This window comes from Paraburkholderia metrosideri, from assembly GCF_904848625.1.
Lineage (GTDB): Bacteria > Pseudomonadota > Gammaproteobacteria > Burkholderiales > Burkholderiaceae > Paraburkholderia > Paraburkholderia metrosideri.
In genome coordinates, this window is the sequence record NZ_CAJHCP010000013.1 from 229305 (window position 1) to 247819 (window position 18515).

Here is an 18515-nt window from a genome sequence, read left to right on the forward strand (position 1 = left end):
AAAAGGTTCGGAGACGCCCCATGACGCTCACCGCTGCCGTAAAGAAGGAAGACCTCGTCAACCAGACGAACGAACTCACACTCGATGACGTCATCGTGGAAATAGCACAACGACGCGAAGAATTCGAACGACTCTCTCACGTGCCACGCGACCTGATCGAGAAGCTCAAACGAGTGGGCATTTATCGTGCGGCCACCCCGAGACGCTTTGGTGGTGATGCCCGTGCGCCCGGCGAATTTCTGCAAATGATCGAGCGCATTGCGGCGGCTGATGGCTCGGCGGCGTGGGTCGCGAGCTTCGGATCGGCGAATCTGTATCTCGCCGCGCTGCCGCTTGCCACCCAGGCCGCGATCTATGCAAACGGCCCGGATCAGGTGTTCGCCGGCGGTCTCTTCCCTGTGCAGAATGCGACGCAGGTGGCAGGCGGGTATCGCGTGAACGGGTTGTGGAAGTTTGCGAGTGGTTGCAAGGGCGCTGACTGGCTCGGTGTGGGCATCGCAACCGGTAACGCAGGCGGCCCCCCTGGCAAGCCTCAAACCGCCGTATTTCGCGCCGAGCAGGTGGAGATCGTCGAGAACTGGAACGTGGTCGGCATGCAAGGCACGGGCAGTCACGATTTGCGGGTGACCGACCAATTCGTCGCGCAAGACTGGACCTTCGTGCGCGGTGGCGCGCCCACCGTCGACGAGCCACTCTATCGCTATCCAACCGTCGCCTATGCCGCGCAGGTGCTGGCGGTCGTGAACCTCGGGTTGGCACGCGCCGCGCTCGACGTCGCAAACAACATGGCCGGCGGACGCAAGACCACGACAGGTGCACCGCAACTCGCAGACCGCGCCTACTACCGGATCGAACTCGCCAAGGCCGAAGCGCAACTGCGCTCCGCGCGTGCGTTCTTCTACGAATCGACTCATAGCGTGTGGCAGTCGATTCTCGCGGGCAATGCGGTCACACCGGAGCAGGTCAGCTTGTTGCGTCTGTCAGCCACGCAAATCGCGCGTGAAGGCGCTGACGTGGTGAGTCGCGCGTATCGGTTGGGCGGCACGATGGCAATCTATCGCACGCATCCGCTGCAACGTCTGATGCGCGACTCGATGGTCGTCACGCAGCATGCGTTTCTCGGCGAAGGTAACTATGACGGGGCCGGCGCGGTGTTCGTCGGTGTGCCGCCTATTCCTGGCTATCTCTGAACCTGATCTATCCAATATTCGACACTCGACACAAGGAAAATACGCTATGACCGACACTCGAAACCTGCCCTTGCGCGTTCTGTTCTGCTGCGGCGTCACGCAAAATTTCTTCGACTTGCCGCGTGAGCAGATCGGCGAGGTGTGGCAGGCCTACGGCAAGATGCTGAGCGCCGTTGAAGCCATGGAACACGTACGCGTACTCGGCGTGATGGACGATGACCGGCTGGTGGTCGGCCAGGCTGACAGTGCGCCGTGGACGTTCTACATCATGGCGGATGTCGCCGATTTCGACACGGCGGTGGCTGTCTGCAATCTGTATCGCACGACGCCCGTGGGCGAGTACAACCTGTGGCGCTACGGCAAGATCGAAGCACGCGTCGGGCGTGCGCTGACGGTGCCCCCTGCTGCCACCGCTGCAACGACGCACAACGCCTGACGCTCATGACTCAATCGACAGTCGACACCGTTGCGTTTCGCGCATTGCAGGTGCGGGTCAACGCACTCGAAGCACAGAATGCCGTGCGCAAAACCATCTCGCGCTATATGGCGCTGTGCGACGTGCCCGTGCAGGCACTCGCTGGTGAATCGCTCGCCGCGCTCTTTACTGAAGATGCGGTGTGGGAAGGTATCGGTCTGCAATACACGGACAAATTCGGCCGTTTGCAAGGACACGCGCAGATCGTCGGGATGCTGCAACGGTACCTGCCTCCTACGCCGCACTTCACCACTAACGTGCATTTTCTGACCGCCGAGCATATCGAAGTCAATCGCGACAACGCCAGCGGGCGCTGGGTCATGTTGCAGGCATCGGGTTATGTCGACGGAAAAGCGGAGCTGATTTCCGCACGGCTTGAGGTCGACTTCGTGCCGTCGCCTCTCGATCAGGGTCTGACGTGGCTGATTCGGCATTTCCGCACCGAGCGTCTTTTCGATGCACCCTGGCAAGTCAATCCGCGTGATGGAGTTACCGCATGAGCGCATTCCTCAAACAGTTCGAATTGAGCGCACACGGCGACGCAAACGCGCCGTCAATCTCGATCAAGGACAGCATCGACATTGCCGGCTATTCAACGACGGCTGCGAGTCGGGCACTGGCCGACGCGCCGCCCGCTTCGCAGCACGCCGAAGTGGTACAGCGTCTGCTTGATGCAGGTTGGCGCATCACGGGCAAGACGAACATGCATGAGTTGGCATTTGGCATGACCGGCATCAACGATCTGTATGGCACGCCGCCGAATCCCCAGGACGTGACGCGCATTCCCGGCGGTTCGTCGAGTGGCTCTGCGTCGGCGGTCGGCCAACACCTCGTTGACGCTGCGCTCGGCACGGATACAGGCGGCTCGATTCGCGGCCCCGCTGCATGTTGTGGTGTGATCGGACTCAAACCGACGTTCGGCCGTGTGTCACGTAACGGTGTCGCGCCACGCGTCACGACGCTGGACTGCGTTGGACCGTTTGCGCGTGATATGAATACGATCATTCGCGCGATGTCGGCAATCGATCCCTCTTTCAGCGCGGACCAGGCACTGCGTCGCGCGTCGGGCGCACGTGTGGGCGTCGTCGCGGTGGACGCAGATGCCGACATAGTGGCTGCAATCAACACCGTCGTACGGCGTGCTGAATTCGCCACTCACAGCGTCGAACTCAAACTGATCGCCGATGCGTTCGCGGCCGGCCTCGCGGTCATCAACGCGGAAACATGGCAGGCATTCGGCCATCTGGTGGAAACCGGCAAACTCGGCGCCGACATTGAATCGAGATTACGCGCTGCCGCCAGAACAACCGCGGCTGATCTCGACGCGGCCGAGAATGTGAGACACACCTTCACCGAAGAGGTCGATCGCGCGTTGGAACACGCTGACGTGCTGGTACTTCCCACGCTGCCCGCACTGCCTATTACCGTTGAAGAAGCTCGCGCGGGAACGTCGGTCATCGGCATGTCGTCACTGATCCGCCCGTTCAATCTGAGTGGTCATCCTGCGCTCACTATTCCCATTCCTCTTCAACACAAGCCGTTGAAAGCGGGCTTGCAGATCGTCGGGCGCAAAGGTGCGGACGAGATGGTGTGCGCCGTTGCCGCCCATATCGAAGCGACGCTCGCCCGCTAGCTAACAGAAAACAACTCAACACATCTGAGTGCCGCGTTTGCGCGCACCCGAAGGAGAGTTTCAACATGTCGAATAAAACAGTGATCGTGACAGGCGCGGCGCGAGGATTGGGCGCAGTAGTCGCGCGCCGCTTTCACGCTGCGGGCTATAACGTCGCGTTAGCCGATATTGCAATCGAAGCCGCACAATTAATCGCACGGGAGTTGAGCGAAGATGGTTCGACCGCCTGCGCGATCAAACTCGACGTCGCATCGAAAGCCGATTTTGCGGCCGCACGCGACGCGCTGATCGGGCGCTGGGGTTCAATCGACGCACTCGTTAACAACGCGGGTGCGTCGAAAGTCGTACCCGTGATGGAGATTACTGCGGAGCAGTTCGATCAGGTGATCGGCATCAATCTGCGTAGCGTGCTGTTCGGTTGCCAGGTATTCGGCCAGTATTTCGCGGAGCGCGGTATGGGACGCATCGTGAATATCGCTTCGCTCGCGGGTCAGAACGGCGGCTCCGCGACTGGCGCACATTATGCGGCTGCCAAGGGAGGCGCCATCACGTTGACGAAGGTATTCGCACGCGACCTGGCGGCGCACGGCGTGACCGTCAACGCGATCTCGCCCGGTCCGCTCGATCTTCCTATCGTCCACGAAAGCGTTCCCGCCGACAAACTGGCTACGGTGATCGCCGGTATTCCCGTGGGAAAGCTCGGGTCCGCGGCCTACATTGCGGATGTCGCCGTCATGCTGGCATCCGCCGACGCCTATTTCGCCAACGGCGCCTGCTGGGATGTGAACGGCGGCCTCTATATGCGCTGACGTATTCGCAACGGCCAGCCCGTGATGAACCGCGCGCTAGTCCGGCTTCTCACTCGGCGGACTCCATACTTCGAGTATGTCGCGCACGAGCGTCGCGATCGACACGGCGCCCAGCTTTTCTTTAACGCTTGCACGATGCACGTCCACCGTTTTCACGCTGATCGACAGGTCCGAAGCAATCCGTTTGCTGGCTTTGCCATCTATCAGCCCGCGCAACACTTCTTTCTCGCGGGTTGTCAGCGAGTTCAATCGTTCGCGCAATTCGCGCAGACGCACATCTTTCGCGTGACGCTGGGTGGCGAGCTTCATCGCGCGCTGCACGCGTTCGAGCATTTGCTGGGAGTTGTACGGCTTCTCTACGAAATCGATCGCGCCCTGCTGGAGTGCACGTACCGACATTGGAATATCGCCATGTCCGCTAACGAAGATGATCGGCAACGTTGCGCCGCGACGGTTCAACTCTTCCTGTACGTCGAAGCCACTCGTTTCCGGCATGCGGACGTCCAGCACCAGACAGCCCGGCACGTTGACGTCGAACGCACGAAAGAAGTCCGCTGCATTGACAAAGCCCTGCGATCGAATGCCGACCGATTCGAGCAGCCATGCCAGCGAGGTACGCATGCCGTTGTCGTCATCGACGATATAGACCAGCGGGGAAGTTGGGTTCATGGACAGTCAATCTCGTTGCGAACGGTGAGGTGGGTCGAGCCGCATGCGCAGCGAAAACGACTTCGTGCCTGCATAGCCAGTCCTTGTCATGAATCAATCATAACCGGCGAAATCCCACTCGCAAATGCGCAGTTTCACTACACCGTCAGTTCGCGCGACGTCGCTTTGGGTACTCGCATCAGGCGTGCGCCCGCATTGCCTTTTATTTAACCTGACATCCACTAGGGGACGCCCACATGTCCAATACGCAACGAGCAGCCAACCCTGAAGTCGATCCGTTCCGCCAACAGTTCCGGCAGGCGATGGCGCATCTCGGCGCTGCGGTCAACGTCATTACGACGGCCGGTCCACACGGGCGCTGCGGAATCACCGCGAGTGCCGTTTGCTCGGTCACGGACGCGCCGCCGACGCTTCTGGTTTGTCTGAACCGCTCAAGCGCGATGCATGCCATTTTCGACGGTAACCGGAGCGTATGCATTAACGTGCTTCCTGCAAGTCTCGAAGGCGTGGCACGTCACTTTGCGGGGCTGACGGGTTTGTCGATGGAAGAGCGCTTTCAGCTGCCTGTGTGGGACGATGGCGTCGATGGCGTGCCCGTGCTACGCGGAGCGCTGGCAAGCCTGCAGGGGACGATTGTCGAAGCGAAGGAAGTGGGATCGCATTCCGTCATGTTTGTCGAGACGACCGAAATCCGCGTGCGTTCCGATGGCGACAGCCTGATTTATTTCGACCGGAACTTTCATCGCGTTCCCCGGGCGTGGAAGGCCCAGTGATTTGGTTGCCGCACGCGCTCGGCTAACGCAGCCACGCCGTTCGACATCGAAATGATCCGTCAGCACAATTCCCTGGTGCTGAACCGGTTGATCGCGCGCAATCTGCTTATTGGCCGCGGGCCTCCTGGTGTCGCTGCCGGTAGCGGCGGAACCGTCGCGGGACCAACGGCAACGTGCGGCGCGGTCGTGTTGCACCGGGCGGTTGCGCAGCCGTTCCGACGCTTGATCGTTTCAGCAGAAGCCGCACGCGCCGTTGTGTTGGTCGCGAGTGACGAATGACGAATGACGAGTGGATCGCATGATCTTGTAGACTCATATCGGCGATCGGAATGGAGACCACCATGAGGTTGATGGGTATTGTCACTGTGCTGTTGGGTCTGGTCGCGGCACCTGTCTTCGCGGCCGATGTCGGCTTTGAAGAAGTCAAAATACCGAATGGTGCCGAGCCACCGCTTATTGCCGGCATCTGGTATCCGACCAGCTCGCCAGCAGCACCCCACGCATTGGGTAATGTCACCCAGACGGTGGCGTCCGACGCGCCGCTCGTCGGCGATCACCTGCCGCTCGTGGTGATGTCGCACGGCGGCGCAGGCTGGTACGGCAGCCATGACGACACGGCTCTCGCGTTGGCTCATGCGGGTTTCGTCGCGGCAGCGGTCAGTCACGCCGGCGACACCTTCGACGATCAGAGCCACGTCCTGCAACTCTGGCGCCGGCCCGAGCAGCTTCACCGGCTGGTTGACTACCTGCTCGACACCTGGCGTGGGCACGGCCAGCTAGACCCGGCCCGAGTCGGCGCGTTCGGCTTTTCCAACGGCGGCTTCACCGTGCTAGTCGCCGCAGGGGGTCTCCCGGACCTTTCGACAATCGCCCCGTTTTGCGGAACTCACCCGAATCAGGATTTGTGTGAGGCCCTGCAGCACGCGGGCGTCGACCTCCATATCGGCGCAGATGTTCCCGCCAGCGCCTGGGTCCACGACCCGCGCATCAGGGCCGTCGTCATCGCTGCGCCTTCGTTCGGATTTGCGTTCGGGCGCACCGGGCTAAGTACCGTCCAGGCTCCGGTTCAGCTCTGGAGCGCTGCCGATGATCGTCATCAGCCGCATCCCTATTACGACGAGGCGGTACGTGATCACTTGCCTCGCGCGCCCGAATATCACGCAGTTGCCAATGCAGGCCACTACGATTTCCTGCCGCCCTGCGACGAGCGTCTTGCCAGGCTGCGGCCGGAAATCTGCAACAGCCTGCCCGGCTTCGACCGAGCCGCGTTTCATGAACAGTTCAACGCCAACGTAGTGCAGTTTTTCCAGGCTACGTTGCAATAGAAAGCTTCTCGTAGGGCGAATGCGCGCCGGCATTCGCGTGACGCGCCCGGACCGGCGACAGTTGATTGAAAGTGGTTTTGACACGAATCCGCTTCGCTTACCGTGATGGGCAACACGACGGACGCGATCGTACTGACGTCAGGTAAGCCGATGAGTGCTTCCGGTACGGCCATAAATCTGCAATCAGATAATTTAAACTGCCAGCCAGAAAACCTTTGGAACTCGCACCCCATCCATGAAGAAACTGCTCGTCTCTGTCGCCACCGCTCTCTCCTTGATGACTTGCGCATATGCACAAAGCAACGCGTCCAACCCGTTCATTACCTCGTCCGGTACGTTGCAATTCGCGCATGTCGACCACGGTTTCACCACCACCCTCGACCAGCAACCTTTCGATCACTTCGTCGCCAACACGCTCACACATTTCGATGACATTGACAGTCGAAGTAACACGGTCACCCGGATGCTTGTGCAGACCGACGCCGGACCGGTGTTATACGACTTTCACCACCGCCCGCCACTCGTGCAACGCTCGAACAGACGCATGACGGTAAAGCGTGTGTTCTGGCAGGACGACGAAGTCGTGATGCAAGGCTCGCAAGGCTGGTTCCGCTTCAAGCACGGTGAGTTCACTGCGCTGCAATCTTCAAAAACCATCTACCACTGATTACGCCGTCTCGATCATGTAAGCAAATCGCAATGTTATTACACCGATTCATTGCGATTTGCTCGTGGTAGAGTCGCCACTCAAGGTTGCGCCGAAGGGACTGGTCGCGGGAATCAACTTCTCGGGCGAACCCGGCGGGAATCCGTCGTAAAGAAACCCTTCGGGTCTTTTTATGCAAACGGTCGGTGCCGTCGCTTATACGGGACTACGAGAACAGTGACAATGACTCGACTGCCGCGCGCGGCGCGCGCCGAGCGGAACCGGTTCGGGCTTGCCGAGTCCGCACTAACGTGTTCACATTCGCGCCGGTTCCAAGTCGCCGGTTCAACTCCAACAGTGCCTTGCAAACGGGTGCTCGAGGCGGTAAGTCCGCTAGCGCCAGTTCGAGCTGGTCCAGCAACTCTACCAAACCACCTGTCGCCGCTCCTGCTCTTACGAGTTTCCGCTTCTGCATAAGACCTCCCCGATTCCGTCGACGACACTGATAGACGTCGACATCACCCAAAGTCTCCGGGACCCTGCAACCCATGCCATTCGCATGCGCAACGGGAACCGGTCGGATATATCCTGTCCTGCCAACGAGCGTTTTAGCACATCCCCATGAAATGCCGCAGCCACGTCAACTCCAAAAGTGAATCCGGCAATTGGCGAAGCCGCTCTTTATGGCGATGCACACGTTCTAACGGCATCCAACGCCCGTCAGTTTCTACGTAGGAACGATGGCGCTATATCACCAACTCATGACTGACCGGTGGCTTCTGCGCAAGCAAACTCGAAAGCTTTCTCAAGGCCGCATCGAGTTGCTCCCGCCCCCGACATCGACCGAGTGAAATACGGATTGCATTGGGCGGATTGTGCCCCCGATAAAACGCCGACGATGGTGCGACTACCAGGCCTTCAGCACGCGCGGCGGCACAAAGATCTGCCGCTCTCCAGTAGCTGGGTAATGTGAGCCACACGTGAATGCCGTGATTGACCGTCCCGCTTGTCGCACCCGACAGCGTGCCGGTCGCCATCCGTTGACGCGCTCTCGATTCAGCCTGCACGCCCGCCAATAGCAAAGCCGCCGAACCGTCGTGAATCCATTGCGTGACTAACGTAGTCGTCAATGGAGAGGTTAAAGAAAATGTTCTTAGCGCCGAGAGAAAAGCGTGCTGGCTCTCCATGTCGGGGAAAGCCACAAACGCAGTGCGCAACCCTGGGGACAAACATTTCGACAACGTCGATATATAAAAGACCCGCGCGGGAATCAGGCGCGCAAATGGCGGAGGCGCGTCTTTCGCGAGCAGCCAGTAAGGATCGTCCTCAATGATCTTCACATTCAAACGCTCGACTACCCTGGCGATTTCTAGCCGCCGTTTTTCCGGCATGGTATGAGTCGTCGGGTTCTGAAGCGTGGGGTTCAGATAGACGACTCGCGCGTTATATCTTTGACATGCGCTTTCCAGGGAATCCGGGCGCATGCCGTGCTCGTCCACGGCAACAGTTTCAATCCTTCGCCCTAGCTGCTCTACCGCCATCGGCATGCCCGGATAACCGAGCGGCTCCATCAGGATGACATCGTCAGGCTGCGTCAACGCGAGAATCAATGCAGCGAGCGCGGATTGCGCACCCGGACACGCTACGACACGCTCGGTATCGACATGCCCAAGCATCGGCTTCAACCATTGCGCACCGGCGCGCCGGTCAACGCTGCTGCCGCCACTCAGGTGATAGGTCATCAGCAGATCGGTGTCGGTGCGCATCAGCACCTGCGACATCCCCTGGCGCAATAGCGCTTCCATATCGACATCTGCAGGCGGCGGGGGGATGTTCATGCTCAGGTCGACACTCTGCGTCAACTCCACCTTCGGCGCGGCGATAAACGTGCCGAGCGTGCCGCGCGCCTCGATCAACTGACGGCGGCGCGCCTCGGCAAAGCCACGCGTGACCGTTGTCAGATCGATGCCGAGCAACTCTGCCAGACGGCGTTGCGCGGGGAGTCGATCGCCCGCGCGTAACGATCCTTGCGCAATCGCGTGTTCGAGAAATTTGACGATCTGAAGGTAGCGTGGACCTTCGCCGCCAGTGAATCCGGAAGCCCAGAGAGCCTCCTTGTATGGATCATGCATGGATGTCATTCGGCGTCATTCTGTCGCAGTTGTATGGATATTGTCTCACACTACGATCCCGGCACGGGACGCAAATCCATACACTACGCCACCGGTACGGAAGCGTGGAAGCACCATAAATGAGGCACTTTTGCGTGAATCGGCCGGGCGTGCCGGATCGCTGATCGGATGCATGTATGGATGGTGTCGCCGACAACCAGGGTACATGACATGCCGAATCCAAGATTGTTTAGAAAAAAGCCCGCTAGCGGGTTAAGTGCGCTCATCCGCTCCGGGCCGGGTCGTGGCATCTGTGCTGCCGCAGCACGTGCCGTCGTGCCGGGCGCGGCCGGTTTGCTCAGCGGATGCAGCATGACGTTGTTCGATCCCAAGGGCGACATCGGCATGCAGGAAAAGCATCTGATCCTGCTCGCCCTAGGTTTGATGCTGCTGGTCGTCGTGCCGGTCATTCTGTTGACCTTGTACTTCGCGTGGCGCTATCGCGCGTCGAATCAGCGCGCGACGTACGCGCCCAAATGGGCCCATTCCACCGCGATCGAAGTGGTGGTGTGGGTAATTCCCTGCGTCATCGTCGCCATTCTGGCTCTCGTGATCTGGCGCACCACGCATAGCCTCGATCCATCGCAACCGATCGAATCGCAGACCAAGCCGGTCCGCGTCGAAGTCGTCGCGCTGAACTGGAAATGGCTGTTCATCTACCCAGACTACGGCGTGGCCTCGGTCAATCAGCTCGCCATTCCGGTCGATACGCCGATCTCGTTCGACATCACCGCCGAGTCGTTGATGAACTCGTTTTTCATTCCGCAACTCGGCAGCCAGATCTACGCGATGTCAGGCATGAGAACTCAATTGAACCTGATCGCCAATACGCCAGGCGTCTACGCGGGACAGTCGTCGGCATTCAGCGGCCCTGGTTTCTCGGACATGCACTTCGACACCGTAGCAACGAATCGCGCGGATTTCGATGCATGGATCGCTCGCGCAAAGCAATCACCGCTGTCGCTCGACAAAGCGACCTACGAAGCGCTGGAAAAGCCCAGTCAGAAGGACCCGGTGACGATCTACGCCAACGTTGCGCCGCGCCTCTTCGATAAGGTGGTCAGTCAGTACATGCATTCAGCCGCTCACGAGCCGATCTGCAGCACCGCCAACAGTGCGCCTTCCATTGAACATATCGGAGCCCGCTCGCCTGTTCATCAGGCTGGGGAGTAGTCATCATGTTTGGAAAACTTAGCCTCGACGCTATTCCGTATCACGAGCCCATTATCATGGGCACCCTCGCCGTAGTCGCCGTGCTGGGGGCCGCGCTACTTGGCGCCGTCACGTATGCGGGCAAATGGACTTATCTATGGCGCGAGTGGCTGACTTCAGTCGATCACAAACGCATTGGCGTGATGTACATCCTGCTTGCACTGGTGATGCTGCTGCGCGGTTTCGCCGACGCGATCATGATGCGTGCACAGCAGGCGCTCGCTTATAACGACGCGGCCGGCTATCTGCCACCGCACCACTACGATCAGATTTTCACCGCGCACGGCGTGATCATGATCTTTTTCGTTGCGACGCCTTTGATCCTTGGACTGATGAACGTAGTCGTTCCATTGCAGATCGGTGCGCGCGACGTCGCCTTTCCGTTCGTCAATTCGCTTAGTTTCTGGTTGGCGGCGGTCGGCGCAGTACTCGTGATGATGTCCATGTTCATCGGCGATTTTGCGGCGACCGGCTGGGTTGCGTATCCGCCTTTATCCGAACTCGGATACAGCCCGACAGTCGGCATGGACTACTACATCTGGTCGCTACAGATATCGGGACTCGGCACGACGCTGACGGGTATTAACTTCATCGTGACGATCCTGCGGATGCGCGCGCCGGGTTTGACTCTGATGAAGATGCCTGTGTTCGTATGGACTGCGCTGATTACCAACATTCTGATCGTCGCCGTGTTTCCGGTGTTGACAGGTACGCTCGCACTCCTCGCCGCTGACCGCTATCTCGGCATGCACTTCTTCACCAACGAGTTGGGCGGCAACGCGATGATGTACATCAACCTGATCTGGGTGTGGGGACATCCCGAGGTGTATATCCTGATCCTGCCGTGCTTCGGCGCTTTCTCCGAAATCATCTCGACGTTCTCCGGCAAACCGTTGTTCGGCTATAAGTCGATGGTCTATGCAACGGCGTCGATCGGCATTCTGTCGTTCTTTGTGTGGCTCCATCACTTCTTCACCATGGGCTCGGGCGCCAATGTGAATGCGTTCTTCGGCATCATGACGTCAATCATTTCGATCCCAACCGGCGTCAAACTGTTCAACTGGCTGTTCACGATGTTTCGCGGACGCATCCGCTATCACACCGCGACTCTATGGACGATCGGCTTCATGATCACCTTCGCCGTGGGCGGCATGACCGGCGTGCTGCTGGCTGTGCCGGGCGCGGACTTCGTGCTGCACAACAGCCTCTTCCTCGTCGCGCACTTTCATAACGTGATTATTGGCGGCGTGGTGTTCGGCTGTCTCGCGGGCATCAGCTTCTGGTTTCCCAAAGTGTTCGGCTTCACGTTGAACGAGTTCTGGGGCAAGGTGTCTTTCTGGTGCTGGCTGGTGGGTTACTGGCTCGCTTTTACTCCGCTGTATATCCTCGGCTTCGAAGGCATGACGCGCCGCATGAACCACTATGCGGTGCCGGAATGGCATAAATGGCTGGTCATTGCGCTGATCGGCGCACTGTTCATCGCGGCGGGGATCGTCTCGATGATCATTCAGTTCGCGGTCAGTATTCGCGATCGCGAAGCCAATCGCGATCTGACTGGCGACCCTTGGAATGGCCGCAGCCTGGAGTGGTCGACCGCGTCACCCGCACCGTTTTACAACTTTGCGCACGTGCCGGTTATTACGTCGCTCGAACAGCATTGGGACAACAAGGAAGCTGGCGTTGCATACGTGCCGCCGGGCGAATACGAAGACATTCATATGCCGCGCAATACCGGCTCGGGCGTGATCATTGCCGCGTTCAGCCTGCTACTGTGCTTCGCGCTGATATGGCATATGTGGCTGTTTGCGGCAATCGGTCTGGCCGGGATGATCGGCACGTTCATTGTCCGGACGTATGACCAGGACGTCGACTATTACGTGCCGGCAGACGAAGTTGCCCGGATTGAAAGCGCACGCTACGCACAGCTTGAAGAGGTTGCCTGATCATGACAACTGTAGCAACGAAGCACGCCCCCTCGCATCATGACGGGCACCACGATTCGCATGACGACGGGTCCAGAACCACCCTTGGGTTCTGGATCTACCTGATGAGCGATTGCCTCATTTTCGCCACGCTGTTCGCGACATTCGGCGTATTGGCCAACGCGACCGCCGGTGGCCCAAGTGGCAAAGGGCTGTTCGAACTGAGCTACGTACTTGGCGAGACCCTGCTGCTTCTCGCCAGTAGCTTCACGTTTGGCCTTGCCATGCTCTGCATGCAGATTCGCCGTCATGCGCAAGTCATTGGCTGGCTCGCGGTGACTTTCGCTCTCGGCGCCGGCTTTGTCGCGATGGAACTGGTCGAGTTCGCGAAGCTGATCGGAGACGGTGCGGGACCGCACGTCAGCGCATTCCTGTCGTCGTATTTTGTTCTGGTGGGCACACACGGCTTGCACGTCACGTGCGGTCTGCTGTGGATCGCGGTGATGATGCACCAGGTCTACAAATTCGGTCTGACCGGCGTCACGCGTCGCCGCCTTGCTTGCCTGAGTCTCTTCTGGCACTTCCTGGACCTCATCTGGATCTGCGTGTTCACCTTTGTCTATCTGCGAGAGTTTGTATGAACAGCACGTCTCACCATACTGCTTCGCACGACGTGACTCATCCGTCGTCGCACGGCACGCTGAAGAGCTATGTGATCGGGATGGTGATGTCCGTCGCGCTGACGCTGGCCTCATTTGGCGTCGTCATGACTCATGTCATACCACGCGGCTTTGGCCTCGCTATCATCGTAGTGCTGTGTGTCGTTCAACTAGTCGTGCAACTGGTGTTCTTCCTGCACATCGGCGCATCGCGCGATCAGCGGACCAACACCGGCATCTTCCTATGCACAGGCTTTCTGATTGCCGTCATTGTCGGATTGTCGTTGTGGGTAATGCATAACGCCAATGAAAACATGATGCCGTCACACATGTCGATTGAACGGGCCATGGCTAAAGATTAAGTTTCGCCGGTTCTTTATCGTGTGGATGGAGAGCGTGCAGTCCAACTGCATGACTCTCCGTCCAATCTTAGTGTCGATTGAATGCGCAAATCAGGCTATGTTGCGAAATTCTCATTTGTCACCGGACGCTTTTTTGAAGATCTGCCCCTCTCGCGAGGTTCTTGCCAGACTTGGGCAGAAGTGGACGATATTGGCAATCGTTGCATTACGCGATAGACCGCTACGCTTTGTCGACATCAGGCGCCGGATACAGGGCGTCTCAGACAAGATGCTCACGCAGACCTTGCGAGCGATGGAGCGGGATGGTCTGGTTCAACGCAACGTGTTCGACGAACGTCTGACACGTGTCGAGTACGCGTTGAGTCCGCTGGCCCGCTCGGTATTACCGATTGTCGTCGAACTGAAGAAGTGGGCGGAGTACTCACTGGAACGAGTCGAAGCTAGCATGAATACGTTCGACCACAAACCGGGTTCGTAACCTGCGCAGGCTGGCATAACGGCGCCGGCAACTGACAACGCCATTCCGCGCGGTTCAATCACCCGTTCAATCACCCGTTCAATCACCAGCGTAATAGCCGCGGCCCAAGCAGCGCGCCGACCACCGTCGGCACCAGCATTCCAAGCAGATACCACGCACCCCAGAACGGAATGCCCATTTCCGGGCAATGCAGACAATAGGCGAGCGTTGCCGTCGATCCAGCCAGCAATCCGCCCGCTGCGCCGGTCAGTACGGGCCGGGTCGGCGCGAGTCCTCTGAGCGCCCAGAACACGGCGATCAAACCCGGAATGGACAACATCGCAATAGCGAGCGGGCAGACCCGCCACGTTTTGCCGAGCACGATCGCGAGCCGGGCGCCGTCCGGTGCAGCCATCAGCACGTAGACGGCTGCGACCCATACTGCGACGATTGGCGCCGCGACCGCCCAGCCGCTGCCCCCTGTTGTGCCGCCGGGGCGTGCGAGCCGCGTGGTCATCCATAGCGAGCCAATCATCAGGCACAACGGCAGCGCGACCTTGGCCCAAAATATCGGCGTGACGGCCACTTCTGCAAGATCACGACGGATGCCGAGCGCCATCATCATGATCAACGTTGCGCCCACCGCACCGATCAGCACAGCAATGCTGAAGCGTTTTGGGACCGCGTGACGGTCCACCGGCTCGACGCCGGAGGCAAGCAGCGAAATGAAGTCATCCGTTTTCATCGCGTTCCTCGAATCTTTGCGGCTAACGCCTTGAGCCCACGATGCACGCCGACCTTCACCGCCGACTCCGACAGCCCGGTCAACTTCGCGGTCTCCGTCACGGACAAGCCTTCGAGTTTCACATGCATGATCGGCAGACGCTGCCGGTCGGGCAACTGGTCGAGCAGCTTGCCCAGATCACGTCTGGCCTGCGCCGGCTCGAGATCGGGTGCCGCGAGCAACTCCAGCGCGTCGTCGAGTGGATCGTTCAGCGCATCGTGCCGCGAGCGCGCCCGAAAGTAATCCGTCAGCTTGTAGCGCGCAATTGCGTGAATCCACGCGGTCAACGGTTCTTCTGGACGGTACGTGTGTCGCCCGTTGTGCACCGCCAGTAATGTTTCCTGCACCAGATCTTCAATGTCCGCCGAGTCCGACTGAAGCCGCCTTCGTAGAAAACCGCGCAGGTGCGCACCCAACTCCGCGAGGAATTGCCGGTACGCGGCGGCGTCGCCGGCCAGTCCGCTCACGAACAAGCTTCGCAAGTGCGACTCTTTCGCCTGCGCTGCGGTGATATCGGTAGTTCGATTCATCGGGGACGTCGGTTACAGGAACCGCAAGTTTATTCCATCGGTCGCGGCATGGGGATTCGTGCATGCGCTGCACATGGGCTTTTTTATCCGTTTCGAAAAAAATTTCGAGCGCATTGTAACCGCGAAGGCGCGCTCGGCGAACTACCTGACAGATGCGGAATGACCACGCATCGGTAGTTGCCGGGAAGCAGTTTCGTTCGACATGCAGATGGGCCGCAAGGCCCGTTCAACCATATTCAGGGAGTTGTCATGAAGCGCATTGCAATTGCAGCATTTGCCACGGTTTTGCTCATTAGCGGTGGTTCGGCGTTCGCTCAGGCGAGCGGCGCCATGTCCAATGATTCGATGTCGAAAGATTCGATGAGCAAGGACTCGATGGCCAAAGGCTCGATGTCGAAGGACTCGATGGGCAAGGACTCGATGGCGAAAGACTCGATGAGCAAGGACGGCGGCAAGATGAAGAACGACGCAATGAAAAAAGAAGATGCGATGAGTAAATAAGGGCTGCGGGTGCGTTTGCGACATCACGATGACCGTGGCGACCGCGAACGTACCCGCGAATCCCAGGCTGTTTCGTTATTCGGACGGAGTCCGTCATGCGCTTCATATCATTTCTGTCAGCCTGCACTGCGCTGATTGCCTGCACGGTCGGCAGCACCGGCGCTAATGCGGGGACTACCTGTAGCGTGAACAGCCCAGCGCATCGCGTGGCGCTGGTGGAGCTTTACACGAGCGAAGGATGTAGCAGTTGCCCACCCGCCGACCATTGGCTGAGCGCGCTCGATCACGCTCGCAGCGCCAACACCGTTGTGCCGCTTGCACTGCATGTCGACTACTGGGACAGCCTCGGCTGGAAAGACCGTTTCGCACAAGCGACCTTCACCGCGCGCCAACGGCAGCTAAGCGACGAAGGCCATCAGCATGTTGTGTACACGCCTGAAGTGTTTATCGATGGCCGCGAAATGCGCGACTGGTCGGACGATGCACGTTTCGTTGCGACGATTCAACAGTTGAATGCCGAGGCGTCACCCGTTGATATTCACGTCGAAACGCATCCCACGCAAGCGGGTCGCATGACGTTCGACGTGAGCTTCCAGTCGTCCGCCAAACCGGCTGACAACCTGCTTGCTTACGCCGTGGTCTACGAAAATCGCCTCGACAGCGCCGTAAAGGCGGGCGAAAACGCGGGCGTCACGCTGCATCACGATCGCGTCGTTCGTCAGTGGATCGGACCGGTTGCGCTGGCGAACGGTCATGCCGCGATCGCAGGCGACTCCCTGGGTGGCTCGGCGCAGAGCGGCGTAGTGGCGTTCGCCGAAGACCGGAAAACGGGCGAAGTACTGCAAGTTGCCGATCTGCTGCCTTGCACTAACTGACACGTAGCCGATTGAGCCAACGACATTCTCCCCGCGTGAATGTCGATCCCGGAGACTCAACATGAATGCGATCCCGAAACACCGCGCATCGAACGACACAGCCCGCACGATTCAACCGGCGTGGGTTCGCATCGCACATTGGCTTAACGCGTTGGCTGCCGTGCTGATGATGCTGTCCGGTTGGCGAATCTACGATGCATCGCCGGTATTTCACGCCTTCAGGATTCCCACCGGCATCACGCTAGGCGGTTGGCTCGGTGGCGCGTTGCAGTGGCATTTCGCGGCGATGTGGCTGCTCTTCTTCAATGCCCTCTTCTATCTGGCGATGAATGTCGTCACCGGACGAATCAAAACGAAGTTCTTCCCGCTATCAGTTCGAGCCATCGCGCACGATCTCGGCGACGCACTCAAAGGACACCTTTCGCATACGGACCCGAGTCGCTACAACGCGGTGCAGAAGCTGGCGTACCTGTTCGTGATGTTCGATATCGCGGTGCTGATTCTGTCTGGCCTGGCAATCTGGAAATCCGTGCAGTTTCCGCTGCTGCGCGAATTAATGGGCGGTTATGACTTTGCTCGCGTCGTGCACTTCTGCGCGATGTCTTTGCTGGCCGGCTTTATCGTGGTCCATCTGACGATGGTTGCGCTCGTGCCACGCTCTTTGCTCACGATGATTCGCGGACGCTAACTGACGTTAGCCGACGCTAACCGGAACTACGATTGTGAAGCCATTCAAATCCGTCACCTCGACTGTCGATCAGAAGTCGCTCAGCATCGACGTGCGCCGCGAACTCGATATGCCGTCGCGCCGTTTGTTCGGCAAACGCATCCTCACTCTCGGCGGTCTTGCCATGCTCACTGGCTGTAGCCTGTCGGACGACAAGTCGGTTGAAATGTTTCTGTCGCGTGTATCGCGAATCAACGACAGCGTGCAAGGCTGGCTGTTCGATCCCAACCGCCTTGCGCCCACCTATACCGAAGCCCAAATCACGCGCCCGTTTCCTTTCAATGCGTTTTATGGTGTCGACGATGTTCCGCAGGTCGACGGCAGCGATTTCCGGCTTAAGGTCAGCGGTCTGGTGCATGACACGAAGGTGTGGACCCTCGCCGACCTTTATGCGTTGCCAAAAGCAGAACAGATTACACGGCACATCTGCGTCGAAGGCTGGAGCGCAATTGGCCGCTGGGGCGGCACGCCGTTTTCCGAGTTTCTGAAACGGGTCGGGGCAGACACCTCGGCGAAATATGTCGGCTTCAAATGTGCAGACGATTACTACGAAAGCATCGACATGCCGACCGCACTGCATCCGCAGACGCTATTGACCTTCACTTATGACGGTCAACAGCTGCCGGCGAAATACGGCTTTCCGATGAAGCTCAGAATGCCGACTAAACTGGGTTACAAGAACCCGAAACACATCATGGAGATTTTCGTGACCAACACGTTTCCGGGTGGATACTGGGTCGACCAGGGTTACAACTGGTTTGGCGGATCCTGAGTCGTAGCACGAGATCCGGCGCG

General features: G+C 59.0%; 21 protein-coding genes. 17 read left to right on the forward strand and 4 right to left on the reverse strand.

Translation table 11 applies throughout. The annotated features are described in order from the left end of the window. Positions 1–20: 20 nt before the first annotated feature. The 5 genes from LMG28727_RS27000 (at position 21) to LMG28727_RS27020 (ending at position 4107) form a co-directional block, all read left to right on the forward strand. Complete coding sequence (locus LMG28727_RS27000; RefSeq protein ID WP_201645378.1) at positions 21–1190, forward strand: acyl-CoA dehydrogenase family protein; 1170 nt, start codon at positions 21–23, stop codon at positions 1188–1190. Positions 1191–1236: 46 nt separating this feature from the next. Next, positions 1237–1626 (forward strand): hypothetical protein, encoded by a 390-nt coding sequence (locus LMG28727_RS27005; protein ID WP_201645379.1) that lies wholly within the window; start codon positions 1237–1239, stop codon positions 1624–1626. Positions 1627–1631: 5 nt separating this feature from the next. After that, the gene (locus tag LMG28727_RS27010; RefSeq protein WP_201645380.1) at positions 1632–2165 is read left to right on the forward strand and encodes a nuclear transport factor 2 family protein; all 534 of its coding nucleotides are present in this window, start codon (positions 1632–1634) and stop codon (positions 2163–2165) included. Continuing rightward, positions 2162–3298, forward strand: coding sequence for an amidase (locus LMG28727_RS27015; RefSeq protein WP_201645381.1), 1137 nt, complete (start codon positions 2162–2164; stop codon positions 3296–3298). Before LMG28727_RS27010 ends, LMG28727_RS27015 begins: the two co-directional genes overlap by 4 nt. A 65-nt stretch (positions 3299–3363) precedes the next feature. Continuing rightward, positions 3364–4107: an SDR family NAD(P)-dependent oxidoreductase gene (locus LMG28727_RS27020; RefSeq protein ID WP_201645382.1), complete on the forward strand. Its 744-nt coding sequence runs from the start codon at positions 3364–3366 to the stop codon at positions 4105–4107. 36 nt (positions 4108–4143) lie between these two features. On the opposite strand, the gene LMG28727_RS27025 is transcribed toward LMG28727_RS27020, so the two are convergent. Next, a complete protein-coding gene (locus LMG28727_RS27025) occupies positions 4144–4776 on the reverse strand; it encodes a response regulator transcription factor (protein ID WP_201645383.1) in 633 nt (210 codons plus the stop codon). Positions 4777–5012: 236 nt separating this feature from the next. On the opposite strand from LMG28727_RS27025, the gene hpaC reads away from it, so the two are divergent. The 3 genes from hpaC (at position 5013) to LMG28727_RS27040 (ending at position 7541) form a co-directional block, all read left to right on the forward strand. After that, positions 5013–5549, forward strand: a complete 537-nt coding sequence (gene hpaC / locus LMG28727_RS27030) for a 4-hydroxyphenylacetate 3-monooxygenase, reductase component (protein WP_201645384.1) — start codon at positions 5013–5015, stop codon at positions 5547–5549. Positions 5550–5878: 329 nt separating this feature from the next. Next, on the forward strand, positions 5879–6874 hold the full coding sequence (locus tag LMG28727_RS27035) for an alpha/beta hydrolase family protein (protein WP_201645385.1): 996 nt from the start codon (positions 5879–5881) through the stop codon (positions 6872–6874). Between the two features lie 235 nt (positions 6875–7109). Continuing rightward, positions 7110–7541 (forward strand): hypothetical protein, encoded by a 432-nt coding sequence (locus tag LMG28727_RS27040; RefSeq protein WP_201645386.1) that lies wholly within the window; start codon positions 7110–7112, stop codon positions 7539–7541. Positions 7542–8266: 725 nt separating this feature from the next. Here the strand turns inward: LMG28727_RS27040 and LMG28727_RS27045 are convergent. Then, positions 8267–9661, reverse strand: coding sequence for an aminotransferase-like domain-containing protein (locus LMG28727_RS27045; RefSeq protein WP_201645387.1), 1395 nt, complete (start codon positions 9659–9661; stop codon positions 8267–8269). 342 nt (positions 9662–10003) lie between these two features. Between LMG28727_RS27045 and cyoA the strand changes: the two genes are divergently transcribed. The 5 genes from cyoA (at position 10004) to LMG28727_RS27070 (ending at position 14324) form a co-directional block, all read left to right on the forward strand. Next, complete coding sequence (gene cyoA / locus LMG28727_RS27050) at positions 10004–10864, forward strand: ubiquinol oxidase subunit II (protein WP_236592379.1); 861 nt, start codon at positions 10004–10006, stop codon at positions 10862–10864. Between the two features lie 5 nt (positions 10865–10869). Continuing rightward, complete coding sequence (gene cyoB / locus LMG28727_RS27055) at positions 10870–12846, forward strand: cytochrome o ubiquinol oxidase subunit I (RefSeq protein ID WP_201645389.1); 1977 nt, start codon at positions 10870–10872, stop codon at positions 12844–12846. A gap of 2 nt (positions 12847–12848) precedes the next feature. Next, entirely contained in the window at positions 12849–13466 is a 618-nt protein-coding gene (gene cyoC, locus LMG28727_RS27060; RefSeq protein ID WP_201645390.1) for a cytochrome o ubiquinol oxidase subunit III, read from the forward strand. Further along, entirely contained in the window at positions 13463–13846 is a 384-nt protein-coding gene (gene cyoD / locus LMG28727_RS27065) for a cytochrome o ubiquinol oxidase subunit IV (protein ID WP_201645391.1), read from the forward strand. The genes cyoC and cyoD overlap by 4 nt, the downstream gene beginning before the upstream one ends. A gap of 97 nt (positions 13847–13943) precedes the next feature. After that, the gene (locus tag LMG28727_RS27070; protein WP_201645392.1) at positions 13944–14324 is read left to right on the forward strand and encodes a winged helix-turn-helix transcriptional regulator; all 381 of its coding nucleotides are present in this window, start codon (positions 13944–13946) and stop codon (positions 14322–14324) included. Positions 14325–14406: 82 nt separating this feature from the next. Here the strand turns inward: LMG28727_RS27070 and LMG28727_RS27075 are convergent, their stop codons facing one another. Together LMG28727_RS27075 and LMG28727_RS27080 are read right to left on the reverse strand one after the other, a co-directional pair. After that, a complete protein-coding gene (locus LMG28727_RS27075) occupies positions 14407–15048 on the reverse strand; it encodes a DUF1109 domain-containing protein (RefSeq protein ID WP_201645393.1) in 642 nt (213 codons plus the stop codon). Then, a complete protein-coding gene (locus tag LMG28727_RS27080; protein ID WP_201645394.1) occupies positions 15045–15617 on the reverse strand; it encodes a sigma-70 family RNA polymerase sigma factor in 573 nt (190 codons plus the stop codon). The genes LMG28727_RS27075 and LMG28727_RS27080 overlap by 4 nt, the downstream gene beginning before the upstream one ends. Before the next feature lie 249 nt (positions 15618–15866). Between LMG28727_RS27080 and LMG28727_RS27085 the strand changes: the two genes are divergently transcribed. From LMG28727_RS27085 to LMG28727_RS27100, 4 genes are all read left to right on the forward strand, one after another. Further along, positions 15867–16118, forward strand: a complete 252-nt coding sequence (locus LMG28727_RS27085; protein ID WP_201645395.1) for a pentapeptide MXKDX repeat protein — start codon at positions 15867–15869, stop codon at positions 16116–16118. A gap of 95 nt (positions 16119–16213) precedes the next feature. Beyond that, positions 16214–16993, forward strand: coding sequence for a DUF1223 domain-containing protein (locus LMG28727_RS27090; RefSeq protein WP_201645396.1), 780 nt, complete (start codon positions 16214–16216; stop codon positions 16991–16993). Positions 16994–17054: 61 nt separating this feature from the next. After that, entirely contained in the window at positions 17055–17681 is a 627-nt protein-coding gene (locus tag LMG28727_RS27095) for a cytochrome b/b6 domain-containing protein (protein ID WP_201645397.1), read from the forward strand. A 34-nt stretch (positions 17682–17715) separates the two neighbouring features. Continuing rightward, positions 17716–18492, forward strand: a complete 777-nt coding sequence (locus tag LMG28727_RS27100; RefSeq protein WP_201645398.1) for a molybdopterin-dependent oxidoreductase — start codon at positions 17716–17718, stop codon at positions 18490–18492. Positions 18493–18515 lie beyond the last annotated feature (23 nt).

Bases quoted from the DNA above. Each gene is read 5' to 3' on its own strand.
- cyoB (WP_201645389.1), top strand. From the start codon at position 10,870: ATGTTTGGAAAACTTAGCCTCGACGCTATTCCGTATCACGAGCCCATT.
- LMG28727_RS27035 (WP_201645385.1), top strand. From the start codon at position 5,879: ATGGAGACCACCATGAGGTTGATGGGTATTGTCACTGTGCTGTTGGGT.
- LMG28727_RS27080 (WP_201645394.1), bottom strand. From the start codon at position 15,617: ATGAATCGAACTACCGATATCACCGCAGCGCAGGCGAAAGAGTCGCAC.
- LMG28727_RS27070 (WP_201645392.1), top strand. From the start codon at position 13,944: ATGTTGCGAAATTCTCATTTGTCACCGGACGCTTTTTTGAAGATCTGC.
- cyoC (WP_201645390.1), top strand. From the start codon at position 12,849: ATGACAACTGTAGCAACGAAGCACGCCCCCTCGCATCATGACGGGCAC.
- LMG28727_RS27090 (WP_201645396.1), top strand. From the start codon at position 16,214: ATGCGCTTCATATCATTTCTGTCAGCCTGCACTGCGCTGATTGCCTGC.
- cyoD (WP_201645391.1), top strand. From the start codon at position 13,463: ATGAACAGCACGTCTCACCATACTGCTTCGCACGACGTGACTCATCCG.
- LMG28727_RS27075 (WP_201645393.1), bottom strand. From the start codon at position 15,048: ATGAAAACGGATGACTTCATTTCGCTGCTTGCCTCCGGCGTCGAGCCG.
- LMG28727_RS27005 (WP_201645379.1), top strand. From the start codon at position 1,237: ATGACCGACACTCGAAACCTGCCCTTGCGCGTTCTGTTCTGCTGCGGC.
- LMG28727_RS27040 (WP_201645386.1), top strand. From the start codon at position 7,110: ATGAAGAAACTGCTCGTCTCTGTCGCCACCGCTCTCTCCTTGATGACT.
- LMG28727_RS27020 (WP_201645382.1), top strand. From the start codon at position 3,364: ATGTCGAATAAAACAGTGATCGTGACAGGCGCGGCGCGAGGATTGGGC.
- LMG28727_RS27045 (WP_201645387.1), bottom strand. From the start codon at position 9,661: ATGACATCCATGCATGATCCATACAAGGAGGCTCTCTGGGCTTCCGGA.
- LMG28727_RS27095 (WP_201645397.1), top strand. From the start codon at position 17,055: ATGAATGCGATCCCGAAACACCGCGCATCGAACGACACAGCCCGCACG.
- cyoA (WP_236592379.1), top strand. From the start codon at position 10,004: ATGACGTTGTTCGATCCCAAGGGCGACATCGGCATGCAGGAAAAGCAT.
- LMG28727_RS27010 (WP_201645380.1), top strand. From the start codon at position 1,632: ATGACTCAATCGACAGTCGACACCGTTGCGTTTCGCGCATTGCAGGTG.
- LMG28727_RS27000 (WP_201645378.1), top strand. From the start codon at position 21: ATGACGCTCACCGCTGCCGTAAAGAAGGAAGACCTCGTCAACCAGACG.
- hpaC (WP_201645384.1), top strand. From the start codon at position 5,013: ATGTCCAATACGCAACGAGCAGCCAACCCTGAAGTCGATCCGTTCCGC.
- LMG28727_RS27085 (WP_201645395.1), top strand. From the start codon at position 15,867: ATGAAGCGCATTGCAATTGCAGCATTTGCCACGGTTTTGCTCATTAGC.
- LMG28727_RS27015 (WP_201645381.1), top strand. From the start codon at position 2,162: ATGAGCGCATTCCTCAAACAGTTCGAATTGAGCGCACACGGCGACGCA.
- LMG28727_RS27025 (WP_201645383.1), bottom strand. From the start codon at position 4,776: ATGAACCCAACTTCCCCGCTGGTCTATATCGTCGATGACGACAACGGC.